The organism is Lachnotalea glycerini (genome assembly GCF_003201285.1).
Taxonomy (GTDB): domain Bacteria; phylum Bacillota; class Clostridia; order Lachnospirales; family Lachnospiraceae; genus Lachnotalea; species Lachnotalea glycerini.
Window position 1 is genome coordinate 64,223 of record NZ_QICS01000010.1, and the last position, 18,009, is coordinate 82,231.

Annotated in this window: 16 protein-coding genes; all 16 read left to right on the forward strand. The window is 33.6% G+C overall.

Annotation, left to right across the window (positions count from 1 at the left end):
• Positions 1-74 precede the first annotated feature (74 nt).
• Positions 75-887 carry a glycosyltransferase family 2 protein gene (locus tag C8E03_RS16240; RefSeq protein WP_094380266.1) on the forward strand — a complete coding sequence of 271 codons (813 nt, stop codon included), beginning with the start codon at positions 75-77 and terminating at the stop codon, positions 885-887.
• On the forward strand, positions 880-1,755 hold the full coding sequence (locus C8E03_RS16245) for a lysylphosphatidylglycerol synthase transmembrane domain-containing protein (protein WP_094380269.1): 876 nt from the start codon (positions 880-882) through the stop codon (positions 1,753-1,755). Before C8E03_RS16240 ends, C8E03_RS16245 begins: the two co-directional genes overlap by 8 nt.
• Entirely contained in the window at positions 1,749-3,218 is a 1,470-nt protein-coding gene (locus tag C8E03_RS16250; RefSeq protein WP_110291588.1) for an aminoglycoside phosphotransferase family protein, read from the forward strand. Before C8E03_RS16245 ends, C8E03_RS16250 begins: the two co-directional genes overlap by 7 nt.
• On the forward strand, positions 3,203-3,610 hold the full coding sequence (locus C8E03_RS16255) for an HAD family hydrolase (RefSeq protein ID WP_094380273.1): 408 nt from the start codon (positions 3,203-3,205) through the stop codon (positions 3,608-3,610). The genes C8E03_RS16250 and C8E03_RS16255 overlap by 16 nt, the downstream gene beginning before the upstream one ends.
• Positions 3,600-4,265 (forward strand): hypothetical protein, encoded by a 666-nt coding sequence (locus C8E03_RS16260; RefSeq protein WP_094380275.1) that lies wholly within the window; start codon positions 3,600-3,602, stop codon positions 4,263-4,265. Before C8E03_RS16255 ends, C8E03_RS16260 begins: the two co-directional genes overlap by 11 nt.
• 23 nt (positions 4,266-4,288) lie before the next feature.
• Positions 4,289-5,902, forward strand: coding sequence for a CotH kinase family protein (locus C8E03_RS16265; RefSeq protein ID WP_110291589.1), 1,614 nt, complete (start codon positions 4,289-4,291; stop codon positions 5,900-5,902).
• Between the two features lie 3 nt (positions 5,903-5,905).
• Positions 5,906-6,589: a polyphosphate polymerase domain-containing protein gene (locus C8E03_RS16270; RefSeq protein ID WP_110291590.1), complete on the forward strand. Its 684-nt coding sequence runs from the start codon at positions 5,906-5,908 to the stop codon at positions 6,587-6,589.
• 28 nt (positions 6,590-6,617) lie between these two features.
• A complete protein-coding gene (locus C8E03_RS16275; RefSeq protein WP_110291591.1) occupies positions 6,618-7,292 on the forward strand; it encodes a DUF4956 domain-containing protein in 675 nt (224 codons plus the stop codon).
• Between the two features lie 29 nt (positions 7,293-7,321).
• Positions 7,322-8,047: a glycosyltransferase family 2 protein gene (locus C8E03_RS16280; protein ID WP_110291592.1), complete on the forward strand. Its 726-nt coding sequence runs from the start codon at positions 7,322-7,324 to the stop codon at positions 8,045-8,047.
• A gap of 3 nt (positions 8,048-8,050) precedes the next feature.
• Positions 8,051-9,673 carry a hypothetical protein gene (locus tag C8E03_RS16285; protein WP_110291593.1) on the forward strand — a complete coding sequence of 541 codons (1,623 nt, stop codon included), beginning with the start codon at positions 8,051-8,053 and terminating at the stop codon, positions 9,671-9,673.
• On the forward strand, positions 9,657-11,663 hold the full coding sequence (locus C8E03_RS16290) for a glycosyltransferase family 2 protein (RefSeq protein ID WP_094380288.1): 2,007 nt from the start codon (positions 9,657-9,659) through the stop codon (positions 11,661-11,663). The genes C8E03_RS16285 and C8E03_RS16290 overlap by 17 nt, the downstream gene beginning before the upstream one ends.
• Position 11,664: 1 nt before the next feature.
• Entirely contained in the window at positions 11,665-13,296 is a 1,632-nt protein-coding gene (locus C8E03_RS16295) for a glycosyltransferase (protein WP_110291594.1), read from the forward strand.
• Positions 13,297-14,265, forward strand: a complete 969-nt coding sequence (locus C8E03_RS16300) for a glycosyltransferase family 2 protein (RefSeq protein WP_110291595.1) — start codon at positions 13,297-13,299, stop codon at positions 14,263-14,265.
• A 116-nt stretch (positions 14,266-14,381) separates the two neighbouring features.
• Complete coding sequence (locus C8E03_RS16305; RefSeq protein WP_110291596.1) at positions 14,382-15,815, forward strand: undecaprenyl-phosphate glucose phosphotransferase; 1,434 nt, start codon at positions 14,382-14,384, stop codon at positions 15,813-15,815.
• A gap of 17 nt (positions 15,816-15,832) precedes the next feature.
• Positions 15,833-16,945 (forward strand): LCP family protein, encoded by a 1,113-nt coding sequence (locus tag C8E03_RS16310; protein ID WP_094380295.1) that lies wholly within the window; start codon positions 15,833-15,835, stop codon positions 16,943-16,945.
• 140 nt (positions 16,946-17,085) lie between these two features.
• Complete coding sequence (locus C8E03_RS16315; RefSeq protein ID WP_094380297.1) at positions 17,086-18,003, forward strand: glycosyltransferase family 2 protein; 918 nt, start codon at positions 17,086-17,088, stop codon at positions 18,001-18,003.
• Positions 18,004-18,009 lie beyond the last annotated feature (6 nt).

Genomic DNA, 18,009 nt, shown 5'->3' on the forward strand with positions numbered 1-18,009 from the left:
TTGCCAAAAAAAGTGAAAAATGATATAATTCATGCGAATAGAAAGCCATTGTGATTAATGATATGGAGGTTTTTATGAAAGAAAAGATTTTACTGTTTATACCGGGATATAATTGTGAAAAGCAAATAACCAGAGTTCTTGGACAATTGGATGAAAGCATTTTAAAATATATTGATAAAGTTATTATGGTGAATAATAGAAGTACTGATAGTACGGAGAAAGTGGTATCAGAATTTATTGAGAACAATCAAAATGTTCCAATTGTATTACTTCGAAATGATGACAATTATGGTCTTGGAGGCTCTCATAAGGTGGCATTTCAATATGCTATGGAGCATGGCTATGATTATGTCATTGTTCTTCACGGCGATGACCAGGGTGATATTCACGATCTTTATGCAGTACTTAAGAGAAAAGCATATCGTAAATACGATTGCTGTCTAGGCGCACGTTTTATGAATGGTTCTAAATTAAAGGGGTACTCAGGCTTTCGCACCTTTGGTAATTTGGTCTATAATATCTTGTTTTCGGTTGTTGTAAAGAAGAGAATTTTCGACCTTGGTTCAGGGCTTAACATGTACAACGTAAATATGCTGAGAAGCAAATTTTACGAGAAATTTCCGGATAATTTGATGTTTAATTATTGCATGATTATGGCTTCGAATTACTATAGACATCACATAGCTTTTTTCCCTATTTCATGGAGAGAGGACGATCAGGTATCTAATGTGAAAATGATGAATCAGGCAGTTACCGTATTAAAGATGCTGGGAAGCTATTATATCAATAAAAGCAGGTTTATACTATCCGATATGAGAGAGAAGAAGATAGAAAAATATAGTGCTAAAGTAATTGCAGAAAGTGGGATAGCAAACATCAATGAATAAAAAAGCGGTATACTTAAGAATTAATATCGTAGTTATCTTATTATCCGTGGCATTTGCAACGTATAGAACAGATACCTTTTCGGTTATACAACTTAATATAGGAGTAAAGCTTTTTTATTTCATTCCGGGATTTGCAATCGGATTTTTATTGGTTCATATTGCGAAAATGATGAGATTTTATCTCATATTAATGGAGCAAAAAATTAATTTTTTACGATTTATCAAGATTTATATGAAAATAACTTTCGTAAACTTTGCACTACCCTTTAAACTTGGCGAAATATTTCGAATTTATTGTTTTGCAAGAGAAACAAAGGATGGTAAAATTGGAATTTTGAGTGTAGTGATCGATCGATTATTTGATATCAGTGCTTTGCTTGTTTTATTAATACCTTACGATTTACTTGTAGATAAAACATTATCACCGGTTACCTTTATTCTAACTCTGTTTGTAGCAGCTATTGTATTTTTATATCGAATTTTTTTACCTACGTATTATTATTTAAATCAATATTTGATTACAAGTACAAATTCTAAGGAAGCAATAAAATGTTTATATATATTGGAAAGTGGAAAGACTTGGTATGATTACATAAGAAGACTGCTGAAAGGCAGAAGCTCACTGATATTTATATTTTCCTGTATTGGTTGGGGAGCAGAGTTTTTTGTATTAATGTGTATGCAGGCGATTCTTCAAAAAGTATTAGGAATCAGTGGATTTGTAAAATATATCAATTCCATTTTTGGATTGGGAGAAACCCAGTTACTTAATGTTTACACAACTGTGAGCTGTATTATTCTTGCAATAATAACAGTGAGCGTGTACGGAATTTCTTATTTTCATAGAAGGAGAGCTTATAAATGTTAAAAAGAGTAATGGTTGTTTATGATGATACCGTTGTAGCAGATAAGCTAGTAAAGAACATTACGGGGCCTAAAAGCTTTGGTAGTACAATTTTTAAGCGTAAAACATTAAAGGTCAGAATGAGAGATGCATTAATGTCGAATAATTTCATATTTGATTTCCTTGATTATGAAAAAGGGAATAGCGTTGAGGATTTAGCTGGAGCATTAAAAGATGTGCCGGCTAATTGTGCTGTAATGCATTTGTTTTCCAATTATGGAATAAAGGATATGGAAGGATTTAATTTGTTATTAGAAAAAGCGCAATTTATAAATACAAATATGATGGTAATGCAACAGGATAAAATAATGCTTGTTTTATTTGCAAGCGTAGAGGAATATATGAAATATATTAAGGAGCATCATAATTTGGAGGGACAGATTTCTTTTGATAAATTGAAAAATTATGATGTTATTCATTCAGATGCATTGGTAGATTTGGCAGAACTGAATAATTTTATGCAGTTTATTACAGGCGGGTTTGATGCCAGATTTTTTAATGCATTAGAAGGAGATGAATATACAGTAACAAAACGCTCCTCAAACAAGAAGAAAATTAAGAGTGAATATGAATTCTTTTATCTATTGCCTGATAATATGAAGATGTGGTTTGTGATGCCATTTCAATATGTTGAGGAAGATACTTATGCCTCGTATACAATGGAGCGCTATCATATGACAGATATCGCAATCCGCTGGATACACAACGCAATTAATTTAGAAGAATTTAATGATATATTAAAAAGACTGTTTCGATTTGTAACAAATCGAAATACGAAAGAAGTAACGCTAGAAGAATATGAGACAGTTGAGAAAAACCTTTATATTACAAAAGTAAAGGAAAGAATGGAGGAACTTAAGAAAAGCTCTTATTATATTAAGTTCAACCGTTTTATCAGCTCAGGCACAAGATTTCAAAGTATAGATGAAATCATTGATAAATATGAAGCTTTATATGCAACAGTGAAGAAAAACAGAAAAATAAAACCGGAACTTGTGGTTGGACATGGTGATTTATGTTTTTCCAATATTTTATATAATAAAGAAACTTCTATGCTTAAGTTGATTGATCCGAAAGGAGCAACAAAAGAAGAGGAATTATGGACCAATCCATATTATGATATCGCAAAGCTGTCTCATTCCATTTGCGGACGGTATGATTTCTTTAACAGCGGTTTGTATGATATTAAAATAGAAGCAGATATGAAACTGAACCTATCATTGGAATTTAATAATGCTGAATATATGGAGCTTTTTAGGGATTATCTGGAAAGATATGGATTTGATTATAATATGGTAAGAGTATATGAAGCCTCTTTGTTTTTATCTATGCTTCCGCTTCATATGGATAATCCACAAAAGGTATTTGGATTTTTATTGAATGCAATTAATATTTTGGAAGAGGTAGAAAAATGTATACAGGATTAACGTTTGTCTTTGATATCGATGGAACCATTTGTCCGATTAAACAAAAAGAGCAGGAATATATTGAATTGGTTCCATACAAGGATATGGTAGATAAGATAAGAGAATATAAAGCAGGTGGAGCCAAAATTGTGCTCTTCACTTCTAGAAATATGAACAGCTATAACGGTAATATAGGTATGATTAATGCAAATACTGCAAAGATTATGTTAGAATGGCTGGATAAATGGAGCATACCATATGATGAAATTATATATGGAAAGCCGTGGCCTGGTCATAGAGGTTTTTATGTAGATGACCGTTCAATCAGACCGGATGAATTTTTAAAGTATTCAGAGGATGAATTGAATGAGATCTGCAAAAAATCCAAGGAGGAGTATGGACATGAAAATTAATAAGATTAAAAATAAGAAAGAGTTTTTGATTGGAATGACGGTTGGAGCACTATCACTTGTCTTATTGGAAGCAATCTTGTTTGGCGGCAAGACAGCTTATGAAGCATATCAAGATAATGCTGACAGCCAGATTGTTTATGATGAGGGAGAAGATGACGAAGAAATTGAGGCTTCAGAAGGCGTATTCGCTGATAATGGAAACCCAATCATAAAAGACACCTATGATAAATATAGCATTGAAGTTATACCGCCAAGTGGCTATGTAATAGGTGAGGATTATGAAAGTGCTTACGGCATAGAATATTATAATGCAGATCAGTCAATAAGATTGGAGTATACAATCGAAAACAGTACTGCGGATGAAATGCAGTCATATTATGAATTTGAGAAAGAAATTTTCAAGACATCAGATGATGTGCAATATACAGATGTTTCCTCCACAGAAGTTACGACAATGGAAGTAAATGGGTATACGGTAAATTATTTATCTTTATCCTATACATATAATGAAACGGAAAAGTATACCGAATATTGTGCCTATGTAATGCTTGATGATGCGACTGAATATATGTGCTGTATCTATGGCATGACAGATGATGTGAATGAAGACATAATTAAGGAATGCTTTAACGCTCAATTATCAGTTACCAAATAAGCAGGAAAGCAGGAGCTGTTGCAATGAAGAGAGTAGTTTTGATTGTAAATGTGTTACTATTAGCATTTATCTGCGTTTTTTATATAGTAAAGATAGATCAAAATCAATATATTAACTGTAAAATAGGAACACCAAAGGTCATACACAAGATTGAGACAAATGCTAATCTTACCACAGAGAATATCCTGCAAAATCTAATATTTAATGGTGAATCACTGCCCTATGATACAGAATCCTCTACCTTTTATCTGCCATTATCCATGGACGATGAAAGCTGGGAATTTGGTGAGTTTACCTCAGGAGATGAAAGCGTTACTATATTATTTACAGAAGACTTTAAAACTGTTGACAAGCTTAATGCAATTGCAAATAATCAAAGTTTTACCTTTATTGCATTTACTAACGAAGAATACCGTTATTATAATCTGATCTTTACAGGTTTGCCAATAATGAATATCACAATTAATGAAGGTAATTTGGATGACAGTGCTCAAATTGACATGAGTCTTTATTCTGCGAAGACAAAGTCGAATTGGGTAAAGACATCAATGGCAAATATTAGAGTAAGAGGGAATACTAGCCGTGAGTTTCCCAAAAAAGCATATAAACTGGAGCTTACCAAATTTGATAATACAGGAAACACAGTCAGTAATAAAATGTCTCTTCTTAATATGAGAAAGGACAATGATTGGATTTTATATGCAATGTATAATGATGAATCAAAGATAAGAGATAAACTGTCGATTGATATATGGAGTCAATTTGGTGCAAATGATAATTCCTTTAGCTGTGATTATGGGACTAAGCTAGAGTATGTCGAGCTTGTGGTAAATGGAGAATATTACGGAATTTATGGATTAATGGAGCCAGTCGATGCAAAAAAGCTGGGAGTGAAAACGGCAAGTGATGCAAGCGGGCAGGAATATATTTACAAGAGAAAAAATCCGTACGTTTTATCCTTAGATGAATTTATAGAGGATTCCGATATCATTACAAGATGTGGATTTGAATTAAAGGGACTTAGCAATTATGGACAAATCTCTTTGCAATCCTGGCAGCCACTGATAAACTTTATTCGCGTAAACAGTCTTTCAGATGAAAAATATATAAAGGAAATTGATCAGACAATTGATATAAACAGCGTAACCAATGCCTGGCTGTATCTTCAGATTATATCAGGAATGGATCATCGTGCTAAGAATATGTATTATGTAGCCAAAATGACAAGCAGTGGCATTCGCCTGTTTTTTGTCCCATGGGATTTAGACTTGACCTGGGGAAATGTAAGCAAAGGTGAAGAGTATCCGCCTTTATATACTGCTTTTGAACCAGAAATCTTAACAGAGGAAGTAAACTGGGAAACCGGTCAAAGGGTGATTGATTTGAATGTCGACAATTCGGTTTCACTTGTGAAAGATAAATGGAATACACTTAGAAGCTCAATTTTAACTGATGATTCGCTGACCAAGCAGATTGAAGCGTTAGAGAATACCGTAGTAAACTCCGGAGCAATGAAGCGAGATGAAGTGAGATGGCCAGACGCAGCCCATACGTATGACTATAGTAGTTTAAAGCAGTATGCACTTGATAAAATGGAGTATTTGGATACTTATTTTGCTACATTAGGAGAGGAGTAGAAAGTGGCAGTGAAATATAGGCATGAATTTAAATATATATGCAATGAAATGGAGCTAGCTGTGATAGCAGGCAGATTGCAACGTCTGATGAAGCCTGATAAAAATGCAGGCGAAAAAGGAATTTACAATATTCGTAGTCTTTATTTTGAAGATTACTATAATACTTGCTTTCAGGAAAACGAGGCAGGTACTGATCCTCGTGAAAAATTTAGAATCCGAATTTATAATGCTGCAACGAGTAGAATTACTCTGGAGCTAAAGAGAAAAGAAAGAGGAAAAACATTAAAGCAGTCATGCCCGATTACAATAGAACAGTGTCAGCAGCTTATGAAAGGAACACCTTTTTCTGCGAATAGTCAATATCCTCCAATTTTGCAAAAGCTTAACTACTTAATGCAGACCAGACGGATGAAGCCAATTATTATTGTGGATTATGATAGAACACCATATGTATGTCAAGATGGGAATGTACGTGTAACAATGGATCGAAATATTTCTTCATCTCCTTATGTAATGGATTTTTTGAATCCAAGCATCAGAAAAAGACCCATTATGCCTGCAGGACAACATATATTGGAAGTGAAATATGATGAATTTTTGCCTGATTATATTATAAAGAATATAGAGATTTCCACTCTAAGACAAACAGCATTTTCAAAATTCTATTTATGCAGAATTTACAAATAGATTAGATAAGAAAAGGAGGTATTAAATTATGAGTTTTAACGATATATTTAAGAAATCGTTTATAGAAGGATTTACAGGTACCGATATCAGTACATCTAAAATTGCTGCAACTATGCTTGTAACATGCATATTGGCTCTTTATATTTTTGCTATGTACCGTCTGGTTACCAGAAAGACTTTTTATTCAAAGACCTTTAATATTGCCATAACTATTATATCAATCATTACATCAGGAATTATTCTTGCAATGCAATCGAATCTTGTCATTTCACTTGGTATGGTTGGAGCATTATCTATTGTGAGATTTCGAACTGCAATAAAAGACCCATTAGATTTGATTTTCCTATTTTGGTCCATTAGTATTGGAATTATATGCGGAGCAGGCATGTATGAAATTGCATTGTTTATGTCAATACTGGTAACAATTGGTTTGCTTGGACTTGATTTGATTCCGGTAGCAAAGGCTCCCATGATTTTAGTAGTTAATTGTTCCGATAAGTCTAAGGAAGAAGCAATTATCAAAACAGTGAAACAATATTCCAAGGTATTTAAAATAAAATCAAGAAATATTTCAAACAATCATTTAGATATGGTAATAGAGGTAAGAACAAAAAAAGAATCAATGCTTGCAAATGATATATCGAACATAGAAAAGATTGAAACAGTTTCACTGCTGTCTCATGATGGAGAAGTTACTTTCTAATTATAAGCATGAGGTAAAGGAGAGTAGGTATGACTATAGTAATTACAATGGCAGGTTTAGGATCAAGATTTATAAAGGCGGGTTATCAAGTGCCAAAGTACATGATCGAGGCACATGGAAAAACTTTGTTTGAATGGTCAATGGAGAGCCTGAACGGTTTTCATACACAGGATAATCATTACATTTTTATTGTAAGAAAAGAATCTGAGTCAAAGGATTTTATACAGAGGAAATGCAAGGATATGAATCTTTTAAATATAAGCATTATTGAGCTTGATTATTTAACCGATGGACAGGCTACAACTGCTATGCTTGCAAAACAGTACTGGACAAAAGAATCTGAGCTTTTGATATACAACATAGATACTTATGTGGAAGCAGGACAAATGCGGTCAGAGCAAGTGGAGGGCGATGGCTTTATTCCATGTTTTCATGCATCGGGAACGCATTGGAGCTTTGTGAAACTTGATGAGGGCGGCAAGGCAATGGAAGTAAGGGAAAAGGATAGAATTTCAGATAATTGTACCTTGGGAGCTTACTATTTCAAGAGTTGTAAGCTATATGAAGAGCTGTATCAAGAGTATTATTCTTCCAATGAAAATCTGGAAAATGGGGAGAAGTATGTTGCTCCTTTATATAATTATCTCATATCAAAAGGTGGAGATGTCAGGATTTCACTGGTTGATTTTGATAAAGTACATGTACTTGGAACGCCGGAAGAATTAAATATATTTATTGAAACATATAAAGGATAAAAAATGATAATCTTAGGGAATCGATTAAAACTGAATAAGCTGGCACTTGTAATTGCCTTGATACATTGGGGAATCAGTTTTGCAAGTGATCGTCTGGTATTTACTTATCGGCTGCTTGATACAACGAATAGGGTAAGTTTGGCTAAAGCCATGCTTGCATGGGGAGCAAAGCTTGTTTTTTTGGCTTTGTTACTTGTGATGTGGCAGTTAATTATGGTTGCATTTTTGGAACTTCGAAGTGGTAATGTGAGATTGAATCAATATATGAAATATACATTCATTTATTTAGCAATCATGCTTGTATTTTTTATTTTACTATTTCCCGGCCTATGGAGGATGGATGAATTTGGAATATTAAAAAATGCAATCAATATTCTACCTCACTTTTGGCAGGGATACTTAACCTCGGTATTTTATATTTTTGCTTTGATGCTGGTACCTAATCCAGCAGGAGTTGTATTTGTACAAGTAGTGGTAATCTCTCTCATAGTTGGCTATATCATATATAAATGCAGTCATGTGATTGAGCATAGAGGGCTTGTTTATGTATTATATGTGCCATTTCTATTATTTCCGGTAATTGATTCTAATTTTTATCCGATTCGAATGTCGTTATACGCATTTTTGGAGTTGCTCTATGCGTTTGAGCTGTTTTTTATTAAGTATGAAAAAAGAGAGATAAAGAAGAAAAATATATGGCTTTTGGCTGTTTTGGCAGGCATCATTATATGCTGGAGGACAGAGGCAATTTATTATATTATTTTGGCACCGCTAACCTTTTTCATCTTGTTTTATCGTGAAACAAGTAGAAAATTAAAAATAGAATTTATGATTGCGGTTGTTGTAATTGCTGGGTTGTTTACAAGTGTACAGATTCTTGGCAATAAAATGGATTCTAAAAATGATTATGAGTTAACAAGTATTGTACTTCCTATTACCCCATTGGTTAATGAAGCTTATGAAAATGGGGATCAAGATATATTGGAAACGATTGATAAGGTATTGGATACGAGTCTGTTAATCAATGGTTACAAGGCGGGAGAATCCGGTATTTCTATCTATTGGAATCATACAGAGCTAAGAAGAAACTATACAAGCGAAGATTTTTCTGATATGAAAAGTGCTTATTACCAATTAATTATGAAATATCCTAGTGTATTTTTAATAGAGCGATTGAAAACATTTATTGGCTCAACAGGTTTGTTAAATGAAACAGAAACCTTATTTGAAGAGGATACGCAGTATTATTACGTGGACTTTCGAGAGACTTATCATTATAAAGCAGTTCCCTTTCGAAGTAATATGGTTAAACTCTTAGAATTTACAGATAATGAAACATTACACAATATCATATACAGCTTCATACCGCAGGCAATTTTTTTGATTGGAATCTGCGTTGTATTGCTAATCAAGAAGAAATGGGGATATTTCTTTCTTTGTGGAACGATTTGTGCTAAAATACCATTAATATTTCTAACGGCTCCGTCCATGCTGTTTATGTACTATTACTCCATCTATTTGATCGGAGCGTTTGGGGTAGGAATGATAGGTGTCATTATAGTTGATAGAATGTTAAAAAAAACGAATCAGAATGAAAGGTCTGGCAATTATGGAAGAATTCAATAAGACGAATGAAAGCAAAGCCAAAACAGAGGCAGATTATTATAAAAACTTATATTATAAAGAAAAAAATCAAAACTATGAGCTTAACGTAAAATTAGAAAAAGCGAATGAAAAAATTGAATTTTTAGAGAGTAAGCTAAAAGGCATTAAGAGTACCTTTGTTTGGAAGCTGTCAAAACCCGCAAGAGTAGTTGTACATTTTTTGATTCGAACCAGAGACAGAATTAGACGCTGTGGCAGCTTAAAGGGTGTTCTAAGGAAAATGAAGCAAAAGATGTCACAAAGACAGGCTTATGAACTATTTGGAACAAAAAGCTTTCCCACCGAGGAAGAGGCAAGAAAACAAAGAGAAACAAAATTTTGCCGAGAGATTAAGTTCAGTATTCTGGTGCCACTATACAATACACCAAAGAAATATCTGCATGAGATGATTGATTCTGTTGTAAATCAAACCTATCAAAATTGGGAACTATGTTTGGCAGATGGCAGTGATGACAAACATAATTACGTAGGTGATATATGTAAAGAATATAACAATAAGGATAAAAGGATTCTTTATAAGAAAATAGAAAAGAATTTAGGCATTTCGGGAAATACCAATGTTTGTTTTGAAATGGCACATGGTGATTACATGGCATTGTTTGACCATGATGATATTTTGCATCCCAGCGCTTTATATGAAAATATGAAAGTAATATGCGAAAAAGGAGCAGACTATGTTTATACAGATGAAGCGACTTTCCATGGTAATTCAATCGATAATATGAGTACGATGCATTTTAAATCAGATTTTGCGATCGATACATTAAGAGCAAATAATTATATTTGTCATTTTTCTACATTCGATGCAAAGCTGTTAGAGAAAACAGGGTTATTTCGAAGCGAATTTGATGGCAGCCAAGATCATGATATGATTCTGAGACTTACCTCAGCGGCAAAAAATGTATGCCACATTCCTAAAATATTATACTACTGGCGTTCCCATAAGAATTCGGTTGCTTCGGATATTAATGCTAAGGTATATGCAATTGATGCCGCAAAAAGAGCAGTAGAGGATCATTTGACCCAGTGTGGTATCGACGGTGATGCCCAAAGTACAAAAGCGTTTCCAACGATATTTAAGATTAATTATCATTTAAAGGCAAAGCCGATTGTTTCAATAATAATTGCAAATAAAGACCATCTCAGGGACTTATCAAATTGTATTGAATCCATTAACTACAAATCAACCTATGATAATTATGAAATTATAATTGTAGAAAATAACAGTACAGATGAAAAGATTTTTGAATATTATGATACATTGGATAAAGTACGAAATATTCGTGTGGTAAAATATGAAGGAGAGTTTAATTATTCTGCTATTAATAACCTTGGCGCATCTTATGCAAAAGGTGAATATATTATTTTGTTAAATAACGATACTGAGATTATTACTGGTAACTGGATTGAAGAATTATTGATGTATGCACAAAGAGAAGATGTAGGAGCAGTAGGAGCCAAGCTATATTATGAGGATGACACGATACAGCATGCCGGAATAGTAATCGGTCTGGGCGCTCATCGAAGCGCAGGACATACCCACTACAGATTGCCTAAGACCAATTTAGGCTATATGGGAAAATTATATTATGCGCAGGATGTGTCAGCAGTAACGGGAGCCTGCCTGATGGTGAAAAAACGTTTATTTGACCAGCTAAACGGATTGGATGAGAACTTTGCGGTAGCTTTAAATGATGTAGATTTTTGTTTAAGACTTCGTGAGATGGGATTTCTTAATGTATTTACCCCATTTGCTGAGCTATATCACTATGAATCTAAATCCAGAGGTTTGGACGATAAGGATGAAAAGGCAAAACGTTATAATGAAGAAGTAGCTAAATTCAGGCAAAGATGGAGCACGTTGCTGGAATCAGGTGATCCATACTACAATGTAAACTTCTCATTAGACAGTGCAGAATATAAGGTTGTACCACCAAAAAAGGACAATTAATATGGATAAAAAGTCAGAAGGAAATAAAAGCGTTTTTGATATGCTAAGTAAAAAACTTACACCGGAAAATATAAAAAAAGGTGTAAACTACCTATCCCAAAATGGTGTAAAGCAATTTGGTGCAAAGCTGGTAGGACAGCTTCAAAGAGAAAGTATTGACTATGAGAGCTATAGACAGGAAACAGAACCAGATGATAAACAACTGGAGAAGCAAAGAAAGTTTCAGTTTTCCTATAATCCTGTAGTCAGCATTGTAGTGCCGTTATATAAGACTCCTGAGTCCTTTTTACGCGCTATGATTGAATCGGTGCTAAGCCAGACCTATAAGTATGTTGAACTATGTCTTGCAGATGGAAGCGGCATAGAGGATTCCTTAATCGAAGAAATTGTAGATCAGTATAAGCAGGTAGACGGCAGAATTAAATACATTAAGCTTGAAGATAATCAGGGTATATCAGGCAATACCAACGAAGCACTTAAGCTTGCTAGAGGGCATTTTGTCGGATTATTAGATCATGATGACTTTCTGGCTCCCAATGCAGTATTTGAAGTAGTTAAAATGATAAATAAAGAAAAGGCAGATGCAATTTATACCGATGAGGATAAAATTACAAAGGACGGTAATAAATTTTTTGAACCGCATTTTAAGCCTGCTTTTGATTTGGATCTATTAAGAAGCAATAACTATATCTGCCATTTTTTTGTAGTCAAAAAGGAAATTGTAGATCGAATAGAAGGCTTTCGTTCAGAATATGACGGTTCTCAGGATTATGATTTTATATTTCGCTCAGTTGAACAATCAAAGGTGATTCGTCATATACCAAAGATTCTTTATCATTGGAGAGTGCATTCGAATTCAGTGGCAGATAATCCGGCCAGTAAGATGTATGCCTATGATGCTGGAAAAAGGGCAATTGAAGCACATTTAAACAGACTGCATATTGAGGCATTGGTAACCCATACAGTCAATCTAGGCTATTATAGAGTGAAATATATGATACCGCAGACCCCATTAATATCCATAGTAATTCGAGATATGAATCAACCGGATAATTATACACGGGCAGTTAAAAATATAGCAGCCCATACCAGCTACATGAATTATGAAGTAATTAAGGAAGCACAGTTGTTTCGCGCAAGAGGAGAATACATTTTATTCTTTAATGCATATTTGTTTCCACTGAAAAAAGATTGGCTGGAAGAGTTGCTTTCAATCTGCGCACGTCGGGAAGTGGGGATAGTAGGAGGAAAAATTTATAAAGGAAATGAAATTTATAAAGCTGGAGTTCTCATAAATGAAACAAATGAGACAAAAAAGATTTTGTGGGCAGGAAAAAATGCCGTTACCAAAGAAGGTTTTGCAAATGGTGAGGTTGTGACAGTAACACAAATGTTTAACAAGCTTGCAAGATGGAATCAAGGGTATTTTTGCAAGGCAATCATACAGCAGGAAACGGATGCTGTGTCAGGCCTATGCATGATGATGAAAAAAAGTATCTATTTTGATCATGGAGGATTTAACCGTGCATTGGATAAGAGCTTTGTAGGAATCGATTTTTGTTTGAAAACAAGAAATGCAGGCTATAAGATAGTATATGCTCCATATGCTGAATTTGAGTTGAGGGAAAGCTAGATGAGTACTGAAAATAGTGTAGTATCGATAGTAATACCAAATTATAACGGAATAAAGTTTATTGCCAATTGTCTGAAATCATTAGAGAAGCAGAGTTATCAAAATTTTGAGATTATTGTAGTAGATAATGGTTCAACAGATGGAAGCAAGGAGTTAATTTTACAGGAATTTAGTTATGTTACAATGATATTTCTTGATAAAAATTATGGTTTTTGTAAGGCAGTAAATGATGGAATTAAAAAAGCAGGAACCCAATATGTTATTTTATTAAATAACGATACTGTGGTAAAGGAAAGTTTTGTAGAAGAATTAGTTAAAGCGATCGAACCATCCAGACAAATCTTTTCCTGTTCGGCGAAAATGCTTCAGTTATATGATAAACAGTTAATCGATGATGCAGGGGATTATTATTGCGCATTAGGCTGGGCCTTTGCCAGAGGGAAAGGGGAAGAAGCTGTAAAATACAGCGAGGATACAAGGATATTTGCTGCATGTGCAGGCGCAGCAATATACAGAAAAGATATATTTGATGAAATTGGGTATTTCGATGAGGCTCATTTTGCGTATTTGGAAGATATAGATATCGGTTATCGGGCCAAAATTCATGGATACCAAAATAAATATGCAGCAAATGCAATTGTTTTTCATGCAGGCAGCGGTTCTAGTGGTTCAAGATATAATGAATTTAAGGTGGGACTGACCTCCAAAAACAGTGTTTATATTATCTATAAAAATATGCCTTTGATTCAAATTATCTTAAATATACCATTCCTTTTAGTTGGATTTTTAATCAAGACAATATTTTTTATTAGAAAAGGTTTTGGAAGAATCTATATAGCAGGACTTGTACAAGGAGTGCGGTTGTCTGTGAAATTGAAAAAAGAGAAATTTCATATAAGAAACCTTGGCAATTATGTATCAATTCAGTTTGAATTGTGGACAAATATAATAAGGAGGTTCTTTTATTAAGAAAAGATTAAATAATTGTTAAGAAATATATATTGCGTATATATAACAGATATTGTATTATAGATTTTATGGGTAATTAACTTAGTTTAATAAATGGGCGAAATGGGTGAGAATGGTTGATAAAAGACAATCAGAGATATTTTAACAGATTGCATGTATTACTAGATGCGTTTATTATCGCAATATCCTATGCATTTTCATGGTATTTTCGATTTATAATTGTACCAAAGCTAATAGGGATTTGGCCGAAGATAGAGCTGATCTTTAAATATAATAAATCAGCATCAGATATATATTTTTCAGCAATGATATTTGTAGTACCAAGTTATATTATTTTATACTTTGTTTTTAATTTATATACATCAAAGCGGGCACAAAGAAGAAAAACTGAGTTTTATAATATAGTAAAGGCAAATTTTGTTGGTCTTGCCGGATTTATGGTAATGCTATATTATATTAGAGAAGAAAATTTTTCACGAGCATTGATTTTTATTTTCTGTATTACGAATATTTGTGCCGAAACAATATTTCGAAATGCAGTTCGGTATTTTCTTCGCAATATCAGAACCAAAGGCTTTAATTTACGACATGTATTATTAGTGGGCTATAGTCGTGCTACCGAGGAATATATTGACAGAGTAAAAGCAAATCCTCAATGGGGATATGTTATTTGTGGAATTCTGGATGATAATGTGGAAAGAGGAACACAGTACAAAGAGATAAAGGTGATCGGGAGCATAGAAAATCTAGCTATAATTCTGCCTGAGAATAAGCTGGATGAAATTGCAATTACTTTGAGACTTGCTGAATATGCTAAGCTTGAAAGAATTGTAAATCAATGTGAGAAATCTGGTGTTCATACGAAGTTTATTCCTGACTATAATCAGGTTATTCCAAACAAGCCATATACAGAGGATTTGTTAGGTTTACCAATCATTAACATCAGACATGTTCCGCTTACCAATACATTTAATATGATTATCAAGAGAATAATAGATATGATAGGTTCTTTATTTTTAATTATATTGACTTCACCAATTATGTTAATTGCTGCTATTTTAGTAAAAACTACTTCAAAGGGGCCTTTAATTTATAGTCAGGAAAGAGTGGGGCTTCATAACAAATCATTTAATATGTATAAATTTCGCTCCATGGAAGTTCAATCGCCTAATGAAGAAAAAACGAAGTTTACAGTACCAAATGATCCGAGAGTGACTAAAATTGGTAAATTTATCAGAAAGACAAGCATAGATGAGTTTCCACAGTTTTTTAATGTTCTTTTTGGTAATATGAGTTTGGTAGGTCCAAGACCTGAACGGCCGTTTTTTGTTGAGAAATTCCGAGAAGAAATACCCAGATATATGGTAAAACATCAAGTTAGACCTGGGATTACCGGTTGGGCGCAAATTAATGGGTATAGAGGAAATACTTCCATTCGAAAGAGAATTGAGTATGATCTTTATTATATAGAAAATTGGACTCTTGGTTTTGATTTTAAAATATTATTTTTAACGATATTTAAGGGGTTCATAAATAAAAACGCATATTAAGAAAGGCATGGGAAAAAATGGAAAAAAATACCAGAAAGGCTTCTGCGAAAACAACGGCAAAAACATCTGGAAAGAAAAAAATAAGCAAAGCAGCGGCAGCTAAGAAAAAGAGAAGAAAAATTCTTTTTGCAGTGGAGGCAATTGTACTTATCATATTAATAGGGGTAATATTTGTGATGGGCAAATTTGACAAGCTTGATAAGACAGTTCAGATTAATGAAGACAATCTTACTGCTAACGAGGGAATCTCAAATATTGATGCAATTACAGAGGGCTATACCAATGTTGCTTTATTTGGTGTTGATTCAAGAAGCAGTGGGACATTTGCAAAGGGAACACATAGTGATACCATTATAATTGCAAGTATTAACAACAAATCAGGTGATATTAAACTATGCTCAGTATATCGAGATACCTATTTAAACTTATCTGATGATACCTACAGAAAAGCGAATCAGGCATATTTTAACGGTGGTCCGGAACAGGCAATCAAGATGCTCAACATGAATCTGGACTTGAATATTACAAAATATGTAGCGGTTGATTTTAATGCAGTTACGACAGTAGTCGATTTACTTGGAGGTATTGAAATTGATGTGCAGGAAGATGAAATAGACCATTTGAATAATTATACGGTTGAGACATCAGAAGTAACAGGTGTTAAGACCACGAAGCTTACAAAAGCAGGTTTACAGTTATTAGATGGGGTACAAGCTACCTCTTATGCAAGAATTCGTTACACCGATGGAGGAGATTATAAGAGAACGGAAAGACAACGGCTTGTTATTGAAAAAATTGCAGAAAAGGCAAAAAAGGCTAGTTTGACTTCCTTAAACAGTATTATAGATAAGGTATTGCCAAATATTTCTACTAATTTTACAGCAACGGAAATATTGGCATTAGCAACTAATGCGGCAAATTATAACCTTGCAGATCAATCGGGCTTCCCATTTGAAAAAACAACGAAAAATTGGAAAAAGAGTATTGGAGATGTTGTTATTCCAGTTACACTTGAGTCAAATGTTTCTGAATTACATGCTTTCTTATTTGGGGAAGAGAATTATACTCCTACTGCCACTGTACAGGCTATTAGTAAAAAAATAATTGAAGATACAGGAGTATCACAATAAAATAGTGATATAGAACTGGTATCGTAAAAGAAAGAAGTAAGCGCTGTTATCCATTCAAAGTAAGGATCGCAGCGTTTACTTTTATGGATTTATAGGGTAAAATACAAGATAAGCAGTAATTAAATATTATAGGAGTTTTTATGCAAAATAAAACAGTTGATGTTATCATTCCAACATATAAACCGGATGACAAATTTGAACAGTTAATTGACAGGCTGGAGCGTCAAAGCTTTCCCGTAAATCATATCTATATCATGAATACGGGTGAGAGTTTTTTTCACTCAGAAAGTATTCATAAATATAGTAACATAAGTGTAGAACATATTAATCAAGAGGAGTTTGATCACGGTGAAACAAGAGATAAGGCAGCAAGAAAATCACATGCTGATCGGATTGTTTTTATGACACAGGATGCAATACCAGAAAATGAATATCTGATAGAAGAACTGATGATTGGACTTGAATTAGATGGAGTAGGAGCTGCTTATGCCAGGCAGCTGCCAGAGGATAACTGTAATGATATCGAGAAATTTACCAGAACTTTCAATTATCCAGAACAAGATAGCGTGAAATCACTGGTAGATATGGAGCGGTTAGGAATTAAAACTTTCTTTTGCTCCAATGTGTGCGCAGCTTATAATAAAGAATTATATGAAAGCCTAGGAGGATTTATCAGGCATACAATTTTTAATGAAGATATGATATTTGCGTCAAAAATTATTAAATCAGGAAAGAAAATAGCATATTGCGCAAATGCAAGGGTTATTCATTCACACAATTATACAAATCTACAGCAGTTAAGGAGAAATTTTGATTTAGCAGTTTCACAAAGGGATAATCCAGATGTCTTTGAGGGAATAAAATCAGAAAATGAAGGGATTCAATTAGTGCTGCAAACGGCAAAGCATTGTGTGAAAATTAAAAAACCATGGTTAGTATTTCTATTAATTATTAAAAGTGGCTTTAAATATATAGGCTATAAGCTCGGATATCAATATTATAGACTTCCTTTTTGGATGGTTAAAAGATTGACTATGAATAAAGAATATTGGAAATAAGAAAGA

Coding starts and splice junctions, on each gene's coding strand:
- C8E03_RS16240 (WP_094380266.1), top strand. CDS start 75: ATGAAAGAAAAGATTTTACTGTTTATACCGGGATATAATTGTGAAAAG.
- C8E03_RS16245 (WP_094380269.1), top strand. CDS start 880: ATGAATAAAAAAGCGGTATACTTAAGAATTAATATCGTAGTTATCTTA.
- C8E03_RS16250 (WP_110291588.1), top strand. CDS start 1,749: ATGTTAAAAAGAGTAATGGTTGTTTATGATGATACCGTTGTAGCAGAT.
- C8E03_RS16255 (WP_094380273.1), top strand. CDS start 3,203: ATGTATACAGGATTAACGTTTGTCTTTGATATCGATGGAACCATTTGT.
- C8E03_RS16260 (WP_094380275.1), top strand. CDS start 3,600: ATGAAAATTAATAAGATTAAAAATAAGAAAGAGTTTTTGATTGGAATG.
- C8E03_RS16265 (WP_110291589.1), top strand. CDS start 4,289: ATGAAGAGAGTAGTTTTGATTGTAAATGTGTTACTATTAGCATTTATC.
- C8E03_RS16275 (WP_110291591.1), top strand. CDS start 6,618: ATGAGTTTTAACGATATATTTAAGAAATCGTTTATAGAAGGATTTACA.
- C8E03_RS16280 (WP_110291592.1), top strand. CDS start 7,322: ATGACTATAGTAATTACAATGGCAGGTTTAGGATCAAGATTTATAAAG.
- C8E03_RS16285 (WP_110291593.1), top strand. CDS start 8,051: ATGATAATCTTAGGGAATCGATTAAAACTGAATAAGCTGGCACTTGTA.
- C8E03_RS16290 (WP_094380288.1), top strand. CDS start 9,657: ATGGAAGAATTCAATAAGACGAATGAAAGCAAAGCCAAAACAGAGGCA.
- C8E03_RS16295 (WP_110291594.1), top strand. CDS start 11,665: ATGGATAAAAAGTCAGAAGGAAATAAAAGCGTTTTTGATATGCTAAGT.
- C8E03_RS16300 (WP_110291595.1), top strand. CDS start 13,297: ATGAGTACTGAAAATAGTGTAGTATCGATAGTAATACCAAATTATAAC.
- C8E03_RS16310 (WP_094380295.1), top strand. CDS start 15,833: ATGGAAAAAAATACCAGAAAGGCTTCTGCGAAAACAACGGCAAAAACA.
- C8E03_RS16315 (WP_094380297.1), top strand. CDS start 17,086: ATGCAAAATAAAACAGTTGATGTTATCATTCCAACATATAAACCGGAT.